At 66.2% G+C, this 18,670-nt stretch carries 19 protein-coding genes and 1 pseudogene; 6 read left to right on the top strand and 14 right to left on the bottom strand.

Annotated features, from left to right (window positions below):
- Positions 1 to 52 precede the first annotated feature (52 nt).
- From Ga0080574_RS07120 to Ga0080574_RS07175, 13 genes and pseudogenes are all read right to left on the bottom strand, one after another.
- Positions 53 to 667, bottom strand: coding sequence for a hypothetical protein (locus Ga0080574_RS07120; RefSeq protein ID WP_076696493.1), 615 nt, complete (start codon positions 665 to 667; stop codon positions 53 to 55).
- A 49-nt stretch (positions 668 to 716) separates the two neighbouring features.
- Positions 717 to 1,978: pseudogene (locus tag Ga0080574_RS07125) on the bottom strand (FCSD flavin-binding domain-containing protein).
- 324 nt (positions 1,979 to 2,302) lie between these two features.
- Positions 2,303 to 2,437, bottom strand: a complete 135-nt coding sequence (locus Ga0080574_RS26720; RefSeq protein ID WP_257787899.1) for a hypothetical protein — start codon at positions 2,435 to 2,437, stop codon at positions 2,303 to 2,305.
- Positions 2,438 to 2,592: 155 nt separating this feature from the next.
- A complete protein-coding gene (locus tag Ga0080574_RS07130) occupies positions 2,593 to 3,303 on the bottom strand; it encodes a c-type cytochrome (RefSeq protein WP_076696495.1) in 711 nt (236 codons plus the stop codon).
- Between the two features lie 4 nt (positions 3,304 to 3,307).
- The gene (locus Ga0080574_RS07135) at positions 3,308 to 4,513 is read right to left on the bottom strand and encodes a c-type cytochrome (protein ID WP_076696497.1); all 1,206 of its coding nucleotides are present in this window, start codon (positions 4,511 to 4,513) and stop codon (positions 3,308 to 3,310) included.
- Positions 4,497 to 5,774, bottom strand: a complete 1,278-nt coding sequence (gene soxC / locus Ga0080574_RS07140; RefSeq protein WP_076696499.1) for a sulfite dehydrogenase — start codon at positions 5,772 to 5,774, stop codon at positions 4,497 to 4,499. The genes Ga0080574_RS07135 and soxC overlap by 17 nt, the downstream gene beginning before the upstream one ends.
- A 29-nt stretch (positions 5,775 to 5,803) precedes the next feature.
- On the bottom strand, positions 5,804 to 7,501 hold the full coding sequence (soxB, locus tag Ga0080574_RS07145) for a thiosulfohydrolase SoxB (RefSeq protein WP_076696502.1): 1,698 nt from the start codon (positions 7,499 to 7,501) through the stop codon (positions 5,804 to 5,806).
- A 100-nt stretch (positions 7,502 to 7,601) separates the two neighbouring features.
- Positions 7,602 to 8,456, bottom strand: a complete 855-nt coding sequence (gene soxA, locus Ga0080574_RS07150; RefSeq protein WP_083716787.1) for a sulfur oxidation c-type cytochrome SoxA — start codon at positions 8,454 to 8,456, stop codon at positions 7,602 to 7,604.
- Between the two features lie 60 nt (positions 8,457 to 8,516).
- Positions 8,517 to 8,846, bottom strand: a complete 330-nt coding sequence (gene soxZ / locus Ga0080574_RS07155; protein ID WP_076696504.1) for a thiosulfate oxidation carrier complex protein SoxZ — start codon at positions 8,844 to 8,846, stop codon at positions 8,517 to 8,519.
- Between the two features lie 33 nt (positions 8,847 to 8,879).
- Positions 8,880 to 9,299 carry a thiosulfate oxidation carrier protein SoxY gene (gene soxY, locus Ga0080574_RS07160; RefSeq protein ID WP_076696506.1) on the bottom strand — a complete coding sequence of 140 codons (420 nt, stop codon included), beginning with the start codon at positions 9,297 to 9,299 and terminating at the stop codon, positions 8,880 to 8,882.
- 37 nt (positions 9,300 to 9,336) lie between these two features.
- A complete protein-coding gene (gene soxX, locus Ga0080574_RS07165) occupies positions 9,337 to 9,813 on the bottom strand; it encodes a sulfur oxidation c-type cytochrome SoxX (protein WP_076696508.1) in 477 nt (158 codons plus the stop codon).
- A gap of 128 nt (positions 9,814 to 9,941) precedes the next feature.
- Positions 9,942 to 10,526: a thioredoxin family protein gene (locus Ga0080574_RS07170; protein WP_076696510.1), complete on the bottom strand. Its 585-nt coding sequence runs from the start codon at positions 10,524 to 10,526 to the stop codon at positions 9,942 to 9,944.
- A 13-nt stretch (positions 10,527 to 10,539) separates the two neighbouring features.
- The gene (locus tag Ga0080574_RS07175) at positions 10,540 to 11,277 is read right to left on the bottom strand and encodes a cytochrome c biogenesis CcdA family protein (protein ID WP_076696511.1); all 738 of its coding nucleotides are present in this window, start codon (positions 11,275 to 11,277) and stop codon (positions 10,540 to 10,542) included.
- Between the two features lie 75 nt (positions 11,278 to 11,352).
- Between Ga0080574_RS07175 and Ga0080574_RS07180 the strand changes: the two genes are divergently transcribed.
- The 3 genes from Ga0080574_RS07180 (at position 11,353) to Ga0080574_RS07190 (ending at position 13,297) form a co-directional block, all read left to right on the top strand.
- Positions 11,353 to 11,763 (top strand): thioredoxin fold domain-containing protein, encoded by a 411-nt coding sequence (locus tag Ga0080574_RS07180; RefSeq protein WP_076696513.1) that lies wholly within the window; start codon positions 11,353 to 11,355, stop codon positions 11,761 to 11,763.
- Between the two features lie 5 nt (positions 11,764 to 11,768).
- Positions 11,769 to 12,113, top strand: a complete 345-nt coding sequence (locus Ga0080574_RS07185; RefSeq protein ID WP_076705763.1) for an ArsR/SmtB family transcription factor — start codon at positions 11,769 to 11,771, stop codon at positions 12,111 to 12,113.
- A gap of 125 nt (positions 12,114 to 12,238) precedes the next feature.
- On the top strand, positions 12,239 to 13,297 hold the full coding sequence (locus Ga0080574_RS07190) for a YeeE/YedE family protein (RefSeq protein ID WP_076696516.1): 1,059 nt from the start codon (positions 12,239 to 12,241) through the stop codon (positions 13,295 to 13,297).
- Positions 13,298 to 13,380: 83 nt separating this feature from the next.
- On the opposite strand, the gene Ga0080574_RS07195 is transcribed toward Ga0080574_RS07190, so the two are convergent.
- The gene (locus Ga0080574_RS07195; RefSeq protein ID WP_076696518.1) at positions 13,381 to 13,968 is read right to left on the bottom strand and encodes a riboflavin synthase; all 588 of its coding nucleotides are present in this window, start codon (positions 13,966 to 13,968) and stop codon (positions 13,381 to 13,383) included.
- 91 nt (positions 13,969 to 14,059) lie between these two features.
- Here Ga0080574_RS07195 and Ga0080574_RS07200 point away from each other — a divergent pair, with 91 nt between their 5' ends.
- From Ga0080574_RS07200 to Ga0080574_RS07210, 3 genes are all read left to right on the top strand, one after another.
- Positions 14,060 to 15,352 (top strand): capsule polysaccharide biogenesis protein, encoded by a 1,293-nt coding sequence (locus tag Ga0080574_RS07200; RefSeq protein WP_076696519.1) that lies wholly within the window; start codon positions 14,060 to 14,062, stop codon positions 15,350 to 15,352.
- Between the two features lie 96 nt (positions 15,353 to 15,448).
- The gene (locus tag Ga0080574_RS07205; RefSeq protein WP_076705767.1) at positions 15,449 to 16,600 is read left to right on the top strand and encodes a polysaccharide biosynthesis/export family protein; all 1,152 of its coding nucleotides are present in this window, start codon (positions 15,449 to 15,451) and stop codon (positions 16,598 to 16,600) included.
- A 2-nt stretch (positions 16,601 to 16,602) separates the two neighbouring features.
- Complete coding sequence (locus tag Ga0080574_RS07210) at positions 16,603 to 18,633, top strand: capsule polysaccharide biogenesis protein (protein ID WP_076705765.1); 2,031 nt, start codon at positions 16,603 to 16,605, stop codon at positions 18,631 to 18,633.
- Positions 18,634 to 18,670: the final 37 nt, after the last annotated feature.

Consider the following 18,670-nt stretch of genomic DNA (forward strand, 5'->3'; position numbering starts at 1 on the left):
ACCAGCGGAATCGACGGGCCGCCGGCTCGATTCTCCATGCCCTCCTCCCCGCTCACGGCGTCAGCGGATCGGGTCGCAGGATGCGCCCGTCGAGCGGGTTGCGACCGTACCAGGGGCGGCGGCCCCAGCTCTGCTCCAGCAACACCTCGAGACGCGGGCGCCAGTCGAAAAGCCCGTCTTTCCCGGCAGCTGTCCAGTAGAGCGCGCCCTCGTCGCGGCAGGGATCGAGCAGAATGCCGGTCTTTACCGGCTGGCCCGGCACAGTCGCCACGACGGCGCTGTGTTCGACCGGGGCCAGCGCGCGGGCCGGCGAAATGACGAGCTGCACCTCCAGCGTGCGGAAACGCTCCTGCCGCAGCCGTGCCTCGAACCGTTCCGCCCAGTCGCGGCAAAGCGCCGGGGTCTTGAAATCGAACGCCACGCCGCGACGCTCCGCCAGCACCGAGAGCTTGCGCCCGTAATCCCGCGCCAGTTCGCGCGGATAGGCATAGGCGGTCACCGTGAGCTGCCGCGCCTCCTGCTCATCGACGCCGGGGCCGAGCAGCAGCAGCGCGCGGGTGAGGTCCGCCCGCTCCGATGGCGGAGCGAGCGGCGGCGGTTTCGGCGCGGGCGGTGCGCAGGCGGTCAGCGCCAGCGCGACCCACAGAAGGCAGGAGAGCCGTGACATGCGCCGCAACCTGCCACGAATCGCGCCAAAAGAGCGTTAACGCGCGCGCTCAGCCGAACATGTCGGCGGTGATCCCCTCATACCAGCCGAGACTTTCCTCATAGGTCGCCTTGCGCAGCGCCGCGTCCTCGCCGGTCTGGCTGACAAAGCTAGACACGCTGGCGATCTTCTCCTCTGTGGGCTCATAGGCGGCGCCCACTTTCACCCCGTCCTCCGGCGCGATGAGCGACCAGCAGGTGTTGGAGTATTTCGCCGGGAACACCCGCGATCCGGTCAGCGCGCCACGGATCGCCATCGCCGCCACCTTGGCCTGGGAATTGGCGGAAAAGCCGGATTTCGGCATATCCCCCTGCGCCGTGGCATCGCCCAGGATATGGATATCGGGATCGAGACGGCTGACCATGGAATGGCCGTCCACCGGCGCCCAGTTGCCCTCGGTCAGAGCGGCAGCGTCGCAGATATGGCCGGCCTTCTGCGCCGGGATCACATTGACCACATCGGCTTTCACCAGCTCGCCGTCGATATCGACCTCCATACTGTCCGGATCGACGCGCACATTGCCGCCGCCGAAATCCGGCCCCAGCCGCTCGATCATGCCGGTGTAGTGCCGCTGCCATCCCTCCTCGAAAAGCGCCTGCTTGGAAAAGCCGGGCTTGGGATCGGCGATGAGGATCTTGGCGGTGGGATTGGTCTGGCTGAGCACATGCGCCACCATCGAGATCCGCTCATAAGGCCCCGGCGGGCAGCGATAGGGGTTGGGCGGGGCCACCATCACATAGGTGCCGCCCTCGGGCATCGCCTCGATCTGCGCCTTGAGGAGCGCGGTCTGGGTGCCGGCCTTGTAGGCATGCGGCATGACATCCTGCGCGCTCAGATCCCAGCCGGGCACCGCGCCTTCCACAAAGTCGATGCCGGGGCTCAGCACCAGCTTGTCGTAGGGCAGGCTCGCGCCGCCGGCGAGGCGCACGGTCTTGGCGTCGCGGTCGATACCGGTGGCCCAATCATGCACGACATTGATGCCGTAATCCGAGGCCAGCGTGGCGTAGCTGTGCGCGATGCTGTCGAGGGTGCGGAAGCCGCCGATATAGAGGTTGGAGAAAAAGCAGGTGTAGTAGCTGCGCGTCGGCTCGACGAGGGTGACGTCGATTGCGCCGTCGCTGTCCTTGGCGAGATAGCGCGCGGCGGTGGCGCCCCCGCGCCGCCGCCCACCACCACGACGCGCGGCTTGCCCTGCGCGTGGAGCATCGGCGCCGAGAGCGTTGCCGCCGCTGCCGCGCCTGTGCCGATAAAGGCCCGTCTGTTCCATCTCATGTCCATTCCTCCCTAAGCTGGACAGGTTGCGAAACACGCGCATCCCGCCGCAGCGGTGCCGCCTTGGGTGGCGTCCGGTCTGGCGGGGAATGCGATTTCTTTGGAAAACAGGTGCATGGGCGGCACGGAGCCTTGGGCGCGGAACAAGGCGAAGCCGCCTCTCACACATCGCAAGCGATGTGTTGCCGGCAGGCGTTTGCAAGCAAACGCCGAGAGGCGCGCCATCGTCGTGCAGGAGGCATGCGTCAGGCATGCCCCGTCCCGGCGGGCCGGCAATGGCGCGGCTTATCGTAGGGTGGGCAATTTGCCCACCGTTCTGGCACCCTAAAGACGAAACGCCGGCGCCTTGGGGATGGCGCCGGGGGCGCGTTCCTCGGCATGGCCCTGCGGCAGCAGGCCGAAGGCGGCAGCGAGGGCGATCAGCCCGGCGAGCCAGAGAATTCTCGAACGAAAACTCATCACGAAATGCTCCGATACGGCACCGCGCGGCAGGCGGCGAAAAATCAGGTCTGGCCCGGGCCCATAAAACCGGCCCGCGCCGGGAGCGCATGGCCCCCGTGCAATCCTGTGCCTGTCTCGTCATACGAAGCAATTGCGGAATTCCTGACCTCCCCTCAGTCGAGTTTTTCAAAATACGCCGCCAGCGCCGCGATCTCCGCATCGGAGAGGCGTCCGGCCATCATCTGCATGACCGGGTGCGGACGGAGCTTGCGCTTGTAGGCGTGCATGGCCACGACAAAATCCTCAACCGGCCAGCGGGTGATCGAGGGGATGCCCGCGTCGGAGCCGTCCTGCCGGTGGCAGGTGAGGCATTCGGAGGCGAGATATTCGCCGTAATCCGCGTCCCCGACGATGGCCAGAATCTCGGGCGGCAGATCGACCTCGCGCGGCAGCGCGGTGGGGGCGGCTTCGGGAATGTCGCGCGGGCTGGCGGTGAAGTCGCGCAGATAGGCCAGTACGTCGTGGCGGTCCTGCGCGTCCTTGAGGCCGCGAAAGGACATCCGCGTGCCCGAAACCAGTGCCCGGGGGTTTTCGAGATAGGCGTCGAGCCGGGCGTAATCCCAGACCAGGCCATCGGCAAAGGCGCGGCTCATGCCCTTGGAATAGGGAAACGCCTCAAGCGCACCGGCGCGGCGTCCGAAGATCTCGTTAAGATGAGGCCCGATGCGATGTCTCGCACCGGGCCCGATCTCGTGGCATCCCCTGCATTGGCCGAAGATCTCCGCGCCGCGCGCGGCATCCCCGAGGCGCTCCGCCTCTTCTTCGGCAGGCGCCGCCCCTGGCGGGGCGAGCGCGAGGCACACTGCGAGACACCAGCGTTTCATGGCATCACTGGAAGCTCCGGAGATATTCCACCACCGCGTCGATATCCTCGGGCTTCTTGAGCCCGGCAAAGGCCATCTTGGTGCCTTTCACATAGCCGCGCGGATCGGCGAGATAGGCGTGCAGCGTTTCGTTATCCCAGGTGCCGCCGTGCTCGGCCATGGATCTGGAATATTTGAAATCCTCCACCGCAGCGACCGGACGGCCCACGACGCCGTTGAGCACCGGACCGGTGCGGTTCTTGGCACCGTCGCCGACCTGGTGGCAGGCCTTGCACTTGCGGAAGACCTTTTCGCCCTCGGCGGCCAGCGCCTCGTCGATGGGCGCGGCGGCGGCCATCTCTTCGGCGGGGGCCTCCTCGGCCGCGGGCGCAGCCTCCTCGGCCACGGCGGCAACCTCGGTCGCGGTCTCCTCAGCCGGCGCGGCGGCCTCTTCGCTGCCCTCCGCGCCGCCCTCGTCCGGGGTCACGTCGAGCACGGTTGCCCGCATGGTGATCTCGACGCTCTCCTTGCAGTTCTCCATGCAGGGCTCGCTGCGCCATTGCGTGTATTCAGTCTCGGCCCGGTCATCGACGATGAAGCCATCGGCATTGGGCATCTCGAACTCGGCGAAATTCTCGTTCGACAGCTCGAAATCGTCATCCACCAGATCGTTGGAGTAGAGAATATAGGCCGTGATCGCATAGACCTCGTCCGGTGTCAGCGTCTGCGCGGCGCCGAACGGCATCGAGCGGTGCACGTAATCCCAGACGGTCGAGAGATAGGGCCAGTAGGAGCCCACGGTCTTCAGCGGATCGTCATGATCGAGCGTGCCGTCGCCGCCCGCGAGCTTCGGCCAGTTGCCGACGCCCTCGGCAAAGGAGCCGTGGCAGGAGGCGCAGTTTTCCTCGAACACACTCTCGCCGGTCCAGACATCGCCCGAGCCTTCGGGAAGGCCGGTGCCGTCGGGGCTGACATCCACGTTCCAGGCGGCGACCTCTTCGGGCAGCGCCGCGCGGCCGAGGCCGAACTTGCCGTCGGCATCGGCGGTGGCGGCCTCGGCGACGCCCACCAGCAGGCCGGAGGAGGCCGGCTCGGGCGCCGGAAGCGCGGCCATGGTGGGCGGGTTCTCGGGGAACCCGGCAATATTGCGGTCGGCGAAATTCACCGACGCGGTCAGCAGCAGCGCGATGCCGACCGCCGTCCCGGCGTAGAGATTAAGAGACTTCGACATTTTCGGCCTCCCCGTTCGGTTTGACCCACCAGGTCTGGATGCAGTTGTTGTGATAGATCGAGTTCAGCCCCCGGACCTCGCGCAGCTGCGCCTTGGTCGGCTGGACATAGCCCGTCTCGTCCATGGCGCGCGATTGCAGGAACATCTCCTCGCCGTTCCACTCGGTGTCGAGATAGAAGCGCACCAGCGCCTTGTTGCCGGCATCGGCGGCGAGCCGCGCGGTTTCCCAGGTCTTGCCGCCATCCTTGGAGACATCGACGCGGGTGATGCGGCCATGCCCCGTCCAGGCCATGCCGGTGATCACCAGCGGGCCATGGCCATGGGTGATCGGCATCTGCGGGCTGGGCGAGGTCACCACGGATTTCGCATCCATGACCCAGGTCCATTTGCGCGAGGTGCCGTCGGCCAGCGTATCGGTATATTTGGAGGTCTCTTCGCGGCTCTCGATGGGGCCGTCGGTGATCTCCATCCGGCGGATCCACTTGACCCACATATTGCCTTCCCAGCCGGGAACGACCAGACGCGCCGGATAGCCGTGCTCCTTGCGCAGCGCCTCGCCATTGGCCTTGATCGCCACGAGGCAGTCGTCGAGCGCCTTTTCCAGCGGGATCGAGCGCCCGTTCGACGAAGCATCCGCCCCCTCGACATAAAGCCACTTGCCTTCGACCTCGCCGTTCCAGCCCGCTTCGTTCAGCAGCGTGCGGACCGGGATGCCGGAATATTCCATGTTGTGGATCATGCCATGGGTGAACTGCGCGCCATTGAGCTGCGCGCCGGCCCATTCCATGCCGGTATTGGCGGCGCATTCGCAGAAATAGACGTGGTTCTCGCGCGGGAAGCGCTCCAGATCCTCGTAGGAGAAGACCATCGGCGTATCGACCAGCCCGTTGATCATCAGGCGGTAGTCTTCCTTCTTCAGCTCGATCGCGCCCGAATGGTGCCGCTCGAAGGCGCAGCCGGTGGGGGTGATCGTGCCGTCGAGCGCGTGGATCGGGGTGAAGTTGATCGACGAGATGGTGTCGGCGGTGAGCCATTCCACATTGCGGCGGATCACGTCGTCTTCGTATTTGATCGGCAGACCATAAGGCGTGGCATCGACGCCGTCGCCAAAGCTGCTGGCCCATTCCTGCACCTCGGTGATCAGCGGATCGGGCTCCGCCGCGCGGGCCACGGTCGCGGCCACGGTGCCGGCGCCAACCGCCGCGGCGCCCGTCAGGAACTGACGGCGCGAGGCGGACATGCCTTTCTTTTCAGTCGTCATGGTTTGTCTCCTCTCGATGCGCAGCGGGCTCAGGCGCCCACCACCTCGACACTCGTGTTGGGCGCCACGGTGACGGTGCCCATCTTCTTGATGTGGCTTTCCACCACATCCCAGATCTGCGGGCCCTCGGTGCCCTCGTTCACAGAGGCCCAGCCGGCCACCACATAGGATTTCGCCGGGTCGATGGCCTCGCCGGTCTTGAGCAGCGTCATGTCCGAGATGCGCTCGCCCTGCGGTTTGGTGATGTCGATCCGGTAGCCCATGCCGCCGATGCGGACCATGTCCCCGCCCTGCTGGTAATAGGGATCGGGGTTGAAGATATTGTCGGCCACATCCTCCAGGATCACCTTGATGAATTCGCCGGTCATCTCGGAGCGGTAGGCCTCGCCATAGCTCATCGAGGTGACGTTCCAGATATCCTCGCGGGTGATCGGATCGCCGGGCAGCAGCGACGGCCCCCAGCGCACGCCGGGCGACATGGCGATATCGGCCTCGCGCTCGGAGATGAGCGCATCGCAGATCAGATCGTCCCAGGAGCCGTTGAAATTGCCCCGGCGGTAGAGCAGATCGTCGGTCTGGCCGATCACCTCTTCCAGCTCGGCTTTGAACGGCGCGCGCTGCTCGTCGATGAGCGCGGCCATGTCGGGATCGGGCGCGATCACGTCCGAGAAGATCGGGATCAGCTTGTGACGGAAGCCCATCATGCGACCGTCGCGCACATCCAGATCGACGCGGCTGACGAACTTGCCGTTCGATCCGCTGGCGATGAGGATCGTCTCGCCCACCAGCACCGGCTCGGGCAGCGCATCGTGGGTGTGGCCGGTCAGGATCACGTCGATGCCGGTGACGACGCTGGCCATCTTCTTGTCGACGTCAAAGCCGTTATGGCTCAGGCAGACCACCAGCTCGGCGCCCATGCCGCGCACCTCGTCCACCATCTCCTGCATATGCTCGTCGCGGATGCCGAAGCTGTATTCCGGGAACATCCAGCGCGGGTTGGCGATGGGCATATAGGGGAAGGCCTGACCGATGACGGCGATCTTCACCCCGCCCCGCTCGAAGAACTGGTACGGCTTGAAAAGCTCGGCAGGCTCGTCCCACTCGGCATCGAAGATGTTCTGCCCGAGCGCGGCAAAGGGCAGCCCCTCGACCAGCTCGTTCACCCGGTCCGAGCCCAGCGTGAACTCCCAGTGGAAGGTCATCGCGTCGGGCTTCAGCGCGTTCATGACATTGACCATGTCCTGCCCTTCGGTCTTGAAGCAGGTCATCGAGCCGTGCCAGGTGTCGCCGCCGTCGAGCAGGATCGCATCGGGGCGGTCGGCGCGGATGGCGTTGACCACGGTGGCCACGCGGTCCATGCCGCCGACCTTGCCATAGCCCTTCGCCAGCGAGGAAAAATCGTTGTAGGTCAGCGCATAGGCCGAGGGCGACCCATCGTCGATGCCATAGAGCTTGCGGAAGTCGGCGCCGGTCACATGCGGCACCTCCCCCTTGTTTTCGCCGACCCCGATATTCACCTCCGGCTCGCGGAAATAGATCGGTTTGAGCTGCGCATGGATGTCGGTCACATGGATCAGCGAGACATTGCCGAACGTGTCGAACTGCAACAGCTGGTCCTGCGTCAGGCTCTGCTGCGCGGCGAGCCGCGCCCAGTTGCCGAACCCGCTGGCGCCCACAAGGGCCGAGGCCGCCATGGACACCTGAAGAAAATCGCGTCTGGAGATCATGGGAGGGATCTTTCTCTGACTATCTCTAAACACACATGCGCATGTGTGAATGGGTTAGATCGGGAAGACCCCGCGCGTAAAAACGCACGGGGCAAAAGGCTCAGTTGCGGACCGAGGGGCCTTCGACGTCGAGACCGTTACCGCGCGAGGCGACATAGAGTTCGAGCGCCACGAATTCCGGCGACCCCGGGCTGAACGTCTCGGCGCGGGTGTCGCGGATGCAGCCCTTGAAGCGGCTGTGCATGCCGTTCAGCTTGGCGTTCTTCAGGCGATAGGTCGGAAAGGCGTTGATCTGGCCCTGAGACAGGTGGTCGGCACGGATATAGTTGCCGTAGTTCTGCTCGTGGCAGTTGGCGCAGGAGAGCTCCAGCATCCCGTAGCGGGTGTAGTAGATCTCCTTGCCCTTTTCCCAGGTCTCGGCGGCGGGGCCGTCTATCGCCACGTTCACCGGCATGCCGCGCGACACCGAGGCCAGCAGCGCCTCCATGTTGATGGCGTCGCCGGAATCGTATTTCCACGCCTCGGCGCCCATGCGCTCGGTGCGGCAGGCGTTCATCTGCATTTGCAGGGTGCGGACCTCGCCGGCCTCTTCGTTCCACTTGGGATAGACCGCGCGCACGCCGGCCATGCTCTCGGGTTCGTTGTGGCAATCGGCGCAGGATTTGCCCTCGCTGCCCTCGGCGGTGTTCCAGGTGTCGATGGCGACATCGACAAAGATCATGCCGGGATTGTCGAAATCGTCCATCTCCATGGCCTGGGTGTCGTCGTCGCGGAAGTGCCAGCCCGACATGACCTCGTCGAGATGCCCGTCGAGATGCGGTGCGGCGGCGGCCTTGGTGGTGATTTCGATATCGCCGTTGATGACAAGCGTGTCGTCATCCGCCCCGCCCGCGACAAGCACCGGAGCGGTCAGGGCCAGCATGGCGGCGGCAGCCGTCAGCGTCTTGAAAATCATGTAGGTTCCCTCCCTGGAAAGCCCCGTCCCGCACCTCTGCGGGACAGGGCGATTTTTGGCTCAGCCGATGGCGATTTTTTTGCTTTCTTCGTAGACCGACCCGTCATCGTCGTACCAGGTGAACTTGAATTCACCGGCTTCGGGCACGGTGGCCTCGAATTCGAAATAGGGGTTGGTCGAGATCGCCGGCTCCATCGTCACGTCGATCACGCTCTCGCCGTTGAACTCGCAGGTGAAGCGGTTGATGATCGAGCGCGGGATCACGTTGCCGCTGCTGTCCTTGCGCTGGCCCGATTCCATCGGGTGGCTGATGAGCGTCTTGATGGTGATGGCCTCACCGGCCGATGCCGATTTCGGGACCTTGACGCGGGGTTTGACACCGTCTGCCATGTGTTCTGTCTCCTGAAATTCTGGTTATGCCGATCAGCCGCCGCAGCCGCCGATGGTCACTTTCACGGTCTTGCTGGCGCGGGCAAAGGAGCCGTCGGCCAGTTTCGCGATGGCCACGACATCCTGCGTGCCGGCAAGCCGGATGCGGGTCGAGGCGTATTGCGAGGCGGCCAGCGGGCCAAAGGCGAACTTGGCCACGCCCGGGGTCGGGTTGCCGGTGGCCAGCACCAGGATCTCCGAGGCGCCGTCGGCGCTCACTTCGATCGGCACGGTGTTGCCGTTCTCGGCAATCTCCGGCGCGGTCAGGTCGAGCCCGGTATCGGCCATCTCGGCCCCGCCGGTGAACTCGGCGATCCATTCTTCCGTGGTGGCGGCATAGGCGCCTTTCGGCAGCATGGCGACCAGCGCGGCGGCGGCGCCCACGGCAAGGGTTTCACGACGTGTGAATTCCATGTTTCCGTTTCTCCTAAACTGTTTCGGGTCGCGTGCGTCAGTTGTCTTTCAGCGTCATGAGGAACGCGACCACGTCCTCGACATCCTGGGCCGACAGGATCGGCTCGATCGGATCCGGTGCCGCCTTGCCGGTGTAAGCGTCGCCCGGGCGGATGAACCCGCTGGTCTTGTAGAAGGCCGGCATCACCGTGCCGTCGAAGGTCTTCTTCGCGTTCACGAGAATGCCGCGCAGCTCTTCGGGGGTGCGATACTCGCCGATACCGTCGAGCACCGGGCCGACCTCGCCCTGAAACGGCACATCGGGCAGCGCCGCCACGGCGTGGCAGGACACGCAGTTGCCCATCGATTTCTCGGAAAAGATCTGACGCCCCTTGTCGACATCGCCGGCAGAGCCGGTCAGCGAGGCCTCGACCTCACCGTATTCCCCGAAGGCGACATCGTCGGGCGCGACCACATTGGCGAATGCCGCGCTCGCAGCCAACACGGCTGCCACTGTCAATCCAGTAAGCCTCATATTCCCTCCCTTGGCTCCTCAGACCTTGCTGGCCTGTTCCTCCTAGCTGTCGCATACCGTAGTCCACCGCGACCCATTCACGCAACATCAAATTCACAGAAATGAATTATTGATGATACCGCCGCAGCTCAGTCGGTCTTGCCGTTCGCGCGTTCCTGGATGCGGCGCGCGTGGTAGCGCTGGAAATCCTCGCCGTTATCAAGCTCGTACCGCTTCTCGTTCACCCAGGTGAACATATCGAGCGTGGTGCCCTTGCCGAAGGCGCCCGGCATCACCGCCACCGCCGACTCGATGGCCGTGGCGCCCTCCTCCACCTCTTCGGGCAGGAAGATGATGTTGGGGGTGAACAGCACCCGCCACTTCGCGGCGGCCTCCTTTTCCGACATCGATTCCCCGTCGAAATCGGTGATCTCGGTGTCGCCATGCAGGTTCACCTGCACGACAAAGAAATTCTCCTCGATATAGGCCGCCACATCGTCCTGGGAGAACACCTCCTCATGCATCTTGTGGCAGTAGATGCAGCCGCGCTGCTCGACAAAGAGCACCAGCCGCTTGCCCTCGTCATTGGCCTCCGCCAGATCCTCGCGCAGATCCTTGAAGGTGTCGCGCATCCAGGGCTCCTTGTAGAGCCCGTCATCGCCCATCGGGGCCACGTCGGCCCAGACCGGCAAGGCGATGGCCGCGGCAAGGGCGGCCCCGATCCATGCTTTCATTCTCTCCTCCTCCTCAGCTCAGCGACGTCCAGCTCGGGAACGTCTCGATCATCCACTGGGCGATGATGTTGACGCTGTCGGTCGCGATCAGCACCGCGAACAGGATCAGCATCGCGCCCATGAGTTTCTCGACATATTGCAGCTTGCTGCGGTGCCGCGCGGTCCAGCGCAGGAACGGCCCCGAGAACAGCGCCGCGATCACGAAGGGCGCGGTCATGCCGACGCCGTAGACAAAGAGCAGCAGCCCGCCCCGGCCGAGATCGCCCATACCGCTGGCGATCATCAGGATCGAGGCCAGCGCCGGGCCGACGCAGGGCGTCCAGCCGAACCCGAAGGCCAGCCCCATGACATAGGCGCCCAGCACCGAGGTCGGCTCCGCCTTCGACTCCATCCGCGCCTCGCGATAGAGCAGCGGCACCCGGATCACGCCGAGGAAATGCAGCCCGAAGATCAGCAGCACCGCCGCCGCCACATAGGAGAGCGGCCGCTTCCAGTCGGCAAAGGCCTGCCCCACCGCCGTCGCCCCCATGCCGAGCAGCACAAAGATCGTGGTGACGCCGGCGGCAAAGAACAGAGCTGAGAGCACCAGCCGCTTCTGCGCGCCGGGCGCGAGCCCCGAATCGTCGCGCAGCTCGGTCATCGAGATCCCGGCCATGTAGCAGAGGTAGAACGGCACCATCGGCAGGATGCAGGGCGTGAAAAAGCTGAGCAGACCGGCCAATGCCGCACCTGCAAAGGAAATCTCCAGCACGGTGCCTCCCCTCACCTTGAATAATTCATATATTCATATTACGTTGAATGAACGTCGCTCGTCAATCGGTGTGCCATGGCATTCATCAGAACTCTCGCCGGGGCTGCGCTCTCGGTGCTGCTGCTGGCAGGATCGGCCATGGCCGAAATCCGTCTGGTGATGGTCGAGCAGCCGGGCTGTGCCTATTGTGCCCAATGGGACGCACAGATTGCACCGGCCTACCCCAACACAGCCGAGGGGCGTTTCGCGCCGCTTTTGCGTGCAGATTTGCGACAGGGTCCGCCCGAAGGCGTGAGTTATAAGCGTAAAGTCTTGTTCACTCCCACATTTATTCTGATAGAAGACGGGGACGAACTGGCTCGGCTGGAGGGGTATCCGGGCGAGGATTTCTTTTGGCCACTGCTCTCGCAACTGCTTGAGCGACACACAGATTTCGACCCGGCAGCGGTTTTGGTAACGCCGGCGGAACCTCTGGAGGGTGGGTGATGAACATGGCGCTTCCCGTGATCCATGACGATCTGAGCGAGGAGGAGCTCGACCGGATCGTCGACAAGGCGACCACCGCGTCGGCCTTTCTGAAAGCGATCAGCCACGAAGGGCGGCTGATGATCCTCTGTCACCTGGTGACCGGGGAAAAATCCGTGACGGAACTTGAAGAGCTGCTGTCCGCCCGCCAGGCGGCCGTGTCGCAGCAGCTCTCCCGGCTGCGTCTCGAAGGGCTCGTGGTGCCGCGCCGCGACGGCAAGGCGATCTATTACCGCCTCGCCGATCACCGGCCCCGGCGCATGCTGGAATGCGTCTACGAGCTGTTCTGCAACGACGACGACGAGGCCTAGGCCCGCCACCCTGTCGCAGCTGCGGGAACCGCGTACCGCCTGACGTGACGCCCCACTTGAGAAATCCGGCATCCCCGGACATACTCCTGAGCCACGGCGTCACTGGCGCCCTGGGAGGATTCACGATGTTTGACGTGCTGAGCGAGCACCATCTGGTCGCCCTGATCGGGCTGGGCAGCGGCATATTGCTTGGGCTGGCGGCGCGGCTCGGGCGGTTCTGCACCCTCGGCGCCATCGAAGATCTGCTCTATGGTGGCTCCGCCCTGCGCATGCGCATGTGGGGCGTGGCGATTGGCACCGCGATCGTCGGCAGCTTCGCCCTGATGGCCGCCGGGCTGTTCGACGGCGGCGCGACCTATTACCTCTCGATCCGCTGGATGCCGCTGGCCTCGATCCTCGGCGGGCTGATGTTCGGCTATGGCATGGCGCTGGCGGGCAATTGCGGCTACGGCGCCATCGCCCGTCTCGGCGGCGGCGATCTGCGCAGCTTCGTCATCGTGCTGGTCATGGGCGTCTCCACCTTCGTGGTGCTGGCGGGCCCGCTGGCGCCGCTCCGCGCGATGGCCTTTCCGCAAGAGGAGGTGATCACCGCCACGCCGCCCGGCATCGCCCATCACCTCGCTGGCGCCACCGGCCTCGCCCCCCATGCCATCGGCATCGCGCTCGGCGCCCTGCTGCTGGCGGTCTCGCTGGCGTCGAAACCGCTCTGGGCCAAGCCCCGGCACATCTTCTGGGCCGCCATGGTCGGGCTCGGCGTGATCCTCGCCTGGGCCGGCACCGCCTGGGTGGCGCGCACCGGCTTCGAGGGGCTGCCGGTGGTCTCTCACAGCTTCGCCGCACCGCTGGGCGACACCATCCTGTGGTGGATGACCGGTTCCGTGCGTCCGCTCTCCTTCGCCGTGGGCTCGGTCGCCGGCGTCTGGACCGGCGCCTTCCTCGGCTCGCTGATCAAGGGGCATTTCCGCTGGGAAGCCTGCGAAGACCCGCGCGAGCTGCGCCGCCAGATCGTCGGCGCGGCGCTGATGGGCGCGGGCGCGGTCATCGCCATGGGTTGCACCATCGGTCAGGGGCTCTCGGCCTTCTCGGTGCTGGCCTTCTCCGCCCCGGTCACCATGGCGGCGATATTTGCCGGCGCCGCCTTCGGCCTGCGCCAGCTCATCGTCGGCTTCCAGCCCGCCGAATAACCGGGGCCGGGGGCATCAGAGCCGCCCCCTGCCGTTCATCTTTCTGCAAATACTCCAAAACACCCGTGCCACCGGCGCGGCGCTCAGGACATCTCCGCCAGCCGCGCCACATAGCGCGCCATGGTGTCGATCTCGAGATTGATCCGGTCGCCCACGGCCACCCCGCCCCAGGTCGTCGCGTCCTTGGTATGCGGGATGAAGTTGATGCCGAACACCGCGCCCTGCACCTCGTTCACCGTCAGCGAGGTGCCGTTCAGCGCCACCGAGCCCTTGGGCGCGATGAATTTCGCCAGATCGTCGGGCGCGCGGAACTGCACCCGGGTCGAGTCGCCCTCGTCCGAGATCGCCACGATCTCGGCCAGCCCGTCCACATGGCCCGACACGATATGCCCGCCAAGCTCGTCGCCCACCTTCAGCGCGCGTTCGAGATTGATCCGCTTGCCCTCGGTCCAGGTGCCGAGATTGGATTTCGACAGGGTCTCGGCGCTGATCTGCACATCGAACCAGTCCTCGCCCAGATCCACCACCGTGAGGCAGACACCGTCGCAGGCGATGGAGGCGCCGATATCGATGCCCGATGTGTCGTAGGACGTGCCGATCCGCGCCGTCAGATCGCCCGCCTGCGTGAGGCTCCGCACCTCGCCCATATCCGTCACGATACCGGTGAACATCGCATCCTCCTGACCTGCCCCAAAGAGGCCTTATTTTCGCCGAAAAACCGCGCTAAGCAGTCCGCGTATCTTTCTCCATTACCGGGGCGCCATGACCAAGGCAACCGCTTCCCCCCGCGTGTTCCTGTTCCTTCAGGGCCCGCACGGACCGTTTTTTCACCGGCTGGCAACCATGCTGCGCAAGGCCGGTTCGCAGGTCTGGCGGGTGGGCTTCAATGCCGGCGACCGCGCCTTCTGGTTCCATCCCGAAAGCTACATCCCCTTCACCGGCGCGCCGGAGGACTGGCCCGCGACGTTCGAGGCGCTGCTGGCCGAGAAGGGCGTGACCGATATCGTGCTCTATGGCGACACCCGCCGCATCCATGCCGAGGCGGTGGCGGCGGCGCGGGCGCGCGGGCTGGACGTGCATGTCTTCGAGGAAGGCTATATGCGCCCCTATTGGGTGACCTATGAGCGCGGCGGCTCGAACGGCCATTCCCGGCTCATGCAGATGAGCATCGACGAGATGCGCGGCGCGCTGGCGCAGTCCGACATGGAGGCACCGCTGCCCCCCGGTCATTGGGGCGACATGCGCCAGCACATCTTTTACGGCGCGCTCTACCACTGGTTCGTGATGTTCCGGAACGGCGATTACCGCAATTTCCGCCCGCATCGCGCACAGAGCGTCGGGCAGGAATTCCAGCTCTATCTCAAGCGGCTGCTGCTGATGCCGCTGCACCGCGCCGAGCGTCTCGCCGAGACCCGCCGCATCCGCCGCGGCGGATTTCCCTATCACCTCGTGCTGATGCAGCTCGAACACGATGCGAGCTTTCGCGAGCACTCGCCCTTCGCCTCCATGACCGAGTTTCTGGAGCTGGTGATCGAGGGCTTTGCCAGGGGCGCGCCCGGTCACCATCATCTGGTTTTCAAGGCGCATCCGCTCGAGGACGGGCGCGCGCCGGTGCGCCGCACCATCCGCGACATGGCGAAACGGCTGGGCGTCGCCGAGCGGGTGCATTTCGTGCGCGGCGGCAAGCTGGCGCGGCTGCTCGACGATGCCCGCACCGCCGTCACGGTCAATTCCACCGCCGGTCAGCAGGTGCTGTGGCGCGGGATTCCGCTGAAACTCTTCGGCAATGCGGTCTATGCCAAGCCGGAATTCGTTTCCGACCAGCCGCTGCCCGCCTTCTTCGCGCAGCCCGCCCGGCCCGACAACCGCGCCTATCGCGATTACCGCCGCTATCTGCTTGAAACCAGTCAGGTTCCCGGCGGTTTCTACTCCTCTCGCGGGCGCCGCCAGCTGCTGCGGCTGGTGGTCGACATGATGCTCGCGTCAGACGATCCTTATGACGCACTGCGTCACGGCACCGCGGCCCCACGGCAACAGTTGCGTCTGGTCCACTGAGGGTTTCTGCCCGCCGCGCTGGATTTTGCAGCCGGATTCCGATAGGTTACCGAAAAAACCTGAGGCAGAACAAGAACAGGTCGAGGAGACCGAGCAGTGAAACACTCCCCCAACCGATGGGTGAAGTCCGTCGCGTTACTGGCCGCGGTGTCCATTCTGGCATCCTGCGGCCTTCCGCGTTCGGGCCCCAACAAACGTGAAATCTTCGCAGGCTCGGTGATGCGCGAAGGCGACGCCTTTGTGATCTCGGTCAATGATCGCGTGACCCGTGCCACCGCCGTCGTACCCGCCCTCGGCTTTACCGAGGGCTTCCGCAGCGCCTCTGTCATGGGCTCGGACACGATCCGCCCGGGCGACACACTGGGCCTGACGGTCTGGGAAAACGTCGATGACGGGCTGCTGGTGGCCGAGGCCGCCAATGCCACGGTGCTCGAAGAGGTGCAGGTCGACGGCTCGGGCTATATCTTCGTGCCCTATGCCGGCCGCATCCGCGCCTCCGGGAACTCGCCCGAAGCGGTGCGCCGCATCATCACCGACCGGCTTTCCGAACAGACCCCGGATCCGCAGGTCGAGGTCCGCCGCCTCGCCGGCGACGGCTCGACCGTGAGCCTCGTCGGCGCCGTGGGCGGCCAGGGGGTCTATGCCATCGAGCGCCCCACCCGCACGCTGGCCTCGATGATCGCCCGCGCCGGCGGCATCACCATCTCGCCCGAGATCGCCCAGATCTCGGTGATCCGCGGCCAGCAGACCGAAAAGATCTGGTTCCAGGATCTCTACGACAATCCCAGCTTCGACATTGCGCTGCGCGGCGGCGACAAGATCCTCGTCGAAGAGGACACCCGTTCCTTCACCTCGCTCGGCGCCACCGGCGCGCAGGCCCGCGTGCCCTTCGAGAGCCAGACGCTTTCCGCCGTCGAGGCGATCGCACAGGTCGGCGGGCTGCTGCCCACCGCCGCCGATCCCACCGGCGTCTTCGTGTTCCGCAACGAACCGGCAGAGATCGCCAATCAGGTGCTGGGCCGCTCCGATCTCGTGGGAGCGCAGCGCATGGTCTATGTGCTCGATCTCACCCAGCCCAACGGCATGTTCATGGCGCGCGATTTCGTCATCCGCGATCAGGACACGCTCTATGTCACCGAAGCGCCCTATGCGCAGTGGAGCAAGACGATCTCGTCTCTGACCGGATCGCTGAGCGCGGTCAGCACGCTGGCCACCACTGCCACCGCCGTTCAGGGAAGCGGGGGCTGACCCTGCACGACACCGAGGGACAGCGCGGCGCCGGGGGAGACACCCCCCGGCGTCTTTATGTCTACAGTGCCGGCTTCCTGCGCCAGCGCCGACTGCGCCGCATCCTTGCGCTGGCGGGCTATCGCGTTTCGCTGGGCCGGCCCGGGTCGGGGGACATGGTTGGTGTCTGGGGCCAGTCGCCCTATGCCCATCGCGGCGAGGCGATGGCGGCGCGGCACGGCGTGCCGCTGCTGCGGGTCGAGGACGCGTTTCTGCGCTCGCTGCACCCGGGCCGCGCCGGCGAGCCGCCGCTTGGGCTGCTGCTCGACCGCACGGGGGTGCATTTCGACGGGCGCGCGCCGTCAGATCTGGAGACGCTGCTCGCCACCCACCCGCTCGACGATCACGCGCTGCTGGAGCGCGCGCGCGGCGCCATGGCGCGGATGCGCGCGGCGCATCTGTCGAAATATTCCGCCACCGATCCGGACGCAGCCGCGCCCGAGCCCGGCTATGTGCTGGTGGTCGACCAGACCGCCGGGGACGCCTCGGTGCGCGCCTCGGGCGCCGACCGCAACCGGTTTCTGGAGATGCTCTACTGGGCGCAGGAAGAGAACCCGGGCAAGCGCATCCTGCTGCGCACCCATCCGGAAACGCGGGCCGGTTTCCGTCCGGGACACTATACCGCCGATGACGCGCAGGGGCGGGTGGCGCTCTGCACCGATCCGATCTCGCCACAGGCGCTGCTCGACGGTGCGGTGGCGGTCTATACCGTGTCCTCGCAGATGGGGTTCGAGGCGATCCTAGCCGGTCATCGCCCGCGCGTCTTCGGCCAGCCCTTCTATGCCGGCTGGGGGCTGACCGACGACGAGGCGCCCCTGCCCCGCCGCCAGCGCCGGCTGACCCGGGCGCAGCTCTTTGCGGCGGCGATGATCCTCTACCCGGTCTGGTACGATCCCTATCGCGACCGGCGTTGCGAGATCGAAGACGTGCTGGGCGCTTTGGAGGCGCAGGCGCGGGCCTGGCGCGAGGACCGTCACGGCTGGGTCGCCGAGGGTATGCGGCTCTGGAAGCGCCGCCCGCTTCAGGGGTTTTTCGGCGGCCAAAGGCCGGTGATCTTTGCCAAAAGCGCCGAGGAGGCCCGGAAACGGGCCGAGGAGGGCCGCCGCCGCATGATCTGGGCCAGCAAGGCAGAGGAAACCGATGCGGTGCGGGTCGAGGACGGCTTCCTGCGCTCGCAGGGCTTGGGCGCCGCGCTCATCCCGCCGCTGTCGCTGGTGAGTGACGATCTCGGCATCTATTACGACCCGACCCGCCCTTCCCGGCTGGAGCAGCTCATCGCCGCGAGCGCGGCTCTTCGCCCCGACGAAGAGGATCGCGCCCGCCGGCTCATCGAGCGACTGGTCGCCGGCGGGCTCACCAAATACAATCTCGCCGGCCCCCCGCCCGCCCTGCCCGACGGTCACCGCATCCTGGTGCCCGGCCAGGTCGAGGACGATGCCTCCATCCTGCTCGGCAGCCCGCAGATCCGGCGCAACGCCGATCTCCTCGCCCGCGCCCGCGCCGAAAACCCCGGCGCCGTGCTGCTCTGGAAACCGCACCCGGATGTCGAAGCCGGGCTCCGCCCCGGCGCGGTCGAGCGGCCCGAGCGATGGGCCGACGCCACGCTTACACAGGCGGATATGGGCGCGCTGCTGCCGCAGGTGGCCGAACTCTGGACCCTGACCTCGCTCGCCGGCTTCGAGGCGCTGCTGCGCGGCATCCCGGTCACCACGCTCGGCGCGCCCTTTTATGCCGGCTGGGGGCTGACCCGCGATCTCGGCCCCGTCCCCGCCCGCCGCCTCGCCGGGCCGCGCCCCTCGCTGGAGGGGCTCGTGCATGCCACGCTCATCGCCTATCCGCGCTACCGCGATCCGCTGACCGGCCTGCCCTGCCCGGTCGAGGTGGTGGCCGACCGGCTCGAGGCCGGCGCCCTGCCCCGCCCCGGCCCGGTCAACCGGTCGCTGTCGAAGCTCCAGGGGCTCTTTGCCAGCCAGTCCCATCTCTGGCGCCGCTGAGCCGCGCCGCCCTTGTTCATCGCCGCCGCGACTGCGA

This window comes from Salipiger abyssi (genome assembly GCF_001975705.1).
Taxonomy (GTDB): domain Bacteria; phylum Pseudomonadota; class Alphaproteobacteria; order Rhodobacterales; family Rhodobacteraceae; genus Salipiger; species Salipiger abyssi.

Bases quoted from the DNA above. Each gene is read 5' to 3' on its own strand.
- Ga0080574_RS07120 (WP_076696493.1), bottom strand. From the start codon at position 667: ATGTCACGGCTCTCCTGCCTTCTGTGGGTCGCGCTGGCGCTGACCGCC.
- Ga0080574_RS26720 (WP_257787899.1), bottom strand. From the start codon at position 2,437: ATGAGTTTTCGTTCGAGAATTCTCTGGCTCGCCGGGCTGATCGCCCTC.
- Ga0080574_RS07130 (WP_076696495.1), bottom strand. From the start codon at position 3,303: ATGAAACGCTGGTGTCTCGCAGTGTGCCTCGCGCTCGCCCCGCCAGGG.
- Ga0080574_RS07135 (WP_076696497.1), bottom strand. From the start codon at position 4,513: ATGTCGAAGTCTCTTAATCTCTACGCCGGGACGGCGGTCGGCATCGCG.
- soxC (WP_076696499.1), bottom strand. From the start codon at position 5,774: ATGACGACTGAAAAGAAAGGCATGTCCGCCTCGCGCCGTCAGTTCCTG.
- soxB (WP_076696502.1), bottom strand. From the start codon at position 7,501: ATGATCTCCAGACGCGATTTTCTTCAGGTGTCCATGGCGGCCTCGGCC.
- soxA (WP_083716787.1), bottom strand. From the start codon at position 8,456: ATGATTTTCAAGACGCTGACGGCTGCCGCCGCCATGCTGGCCCTGACC.
- soxZ (WP_076696504.1), bottom strand. From the start codon at position 8,846: ATGGCAGACGGTGTCAAACCCCGCGTCAAGGTCCCGAAATCGGCATCG.
- soxY (WP_076696506.1), bottom strand. From the start codon at position 9,299: ATGGAATTCACACGTCGTGAAACCCTTGCCGTGGGCGCCGCCGCCGCG.
- soxX (WP_076696508.1), bottom strand. From the start codon at position 9,813: ATGAGGCTTACTGGATTGACAGTGGCAGCCGTGTTGGCTGCGAGCGCG.
- Ga0080574_RS07170 (WP_076696510.1), bottom strand. From the start codon at position 10,526: ATGAAAGCATGGATCGGGGCCGCCCTTGCCGCGGCCATCGCCTTGCCG.
- Ga0080574_RS07180 (WP_076696513.1), top strand. From the start codon at position 11,353: ATGGCATTCATCAGAACTCTCGCCGGGGCTGCGCTCTCGGTGCTGCTG.
- Ga0080574_RS07185 (WP_076705763.1), top strand. From the start codon at position 11,769: ATGGCGCTTCCCGTGATCCATGACGATCTGAGCGAGGAGGAGCTCGAC.
- Ga0080574_RS07190 (WP_076696516.1), top strand. From the start codon at position 12,239: ATGTTTGACGTGCTGAGCGAGCACCATCTGGTCGCCCTGATCGGGCTG.
- Ga0080574_RS07195 (WP_076696518.1), bottom strand. From the start codon at position 13,968: ATGTTCACCGGTATCGTGACGGATATGGGCGAGGTGCGGAGCCTCACG.
- Ga0080574_RS07200 (WP_076696519.1), top strand. From the start codon at position 14,060: ATGACCAAGGCAACCGCTTCCCCCCGCGTGTTCCTGTTCCTTCAGGGC.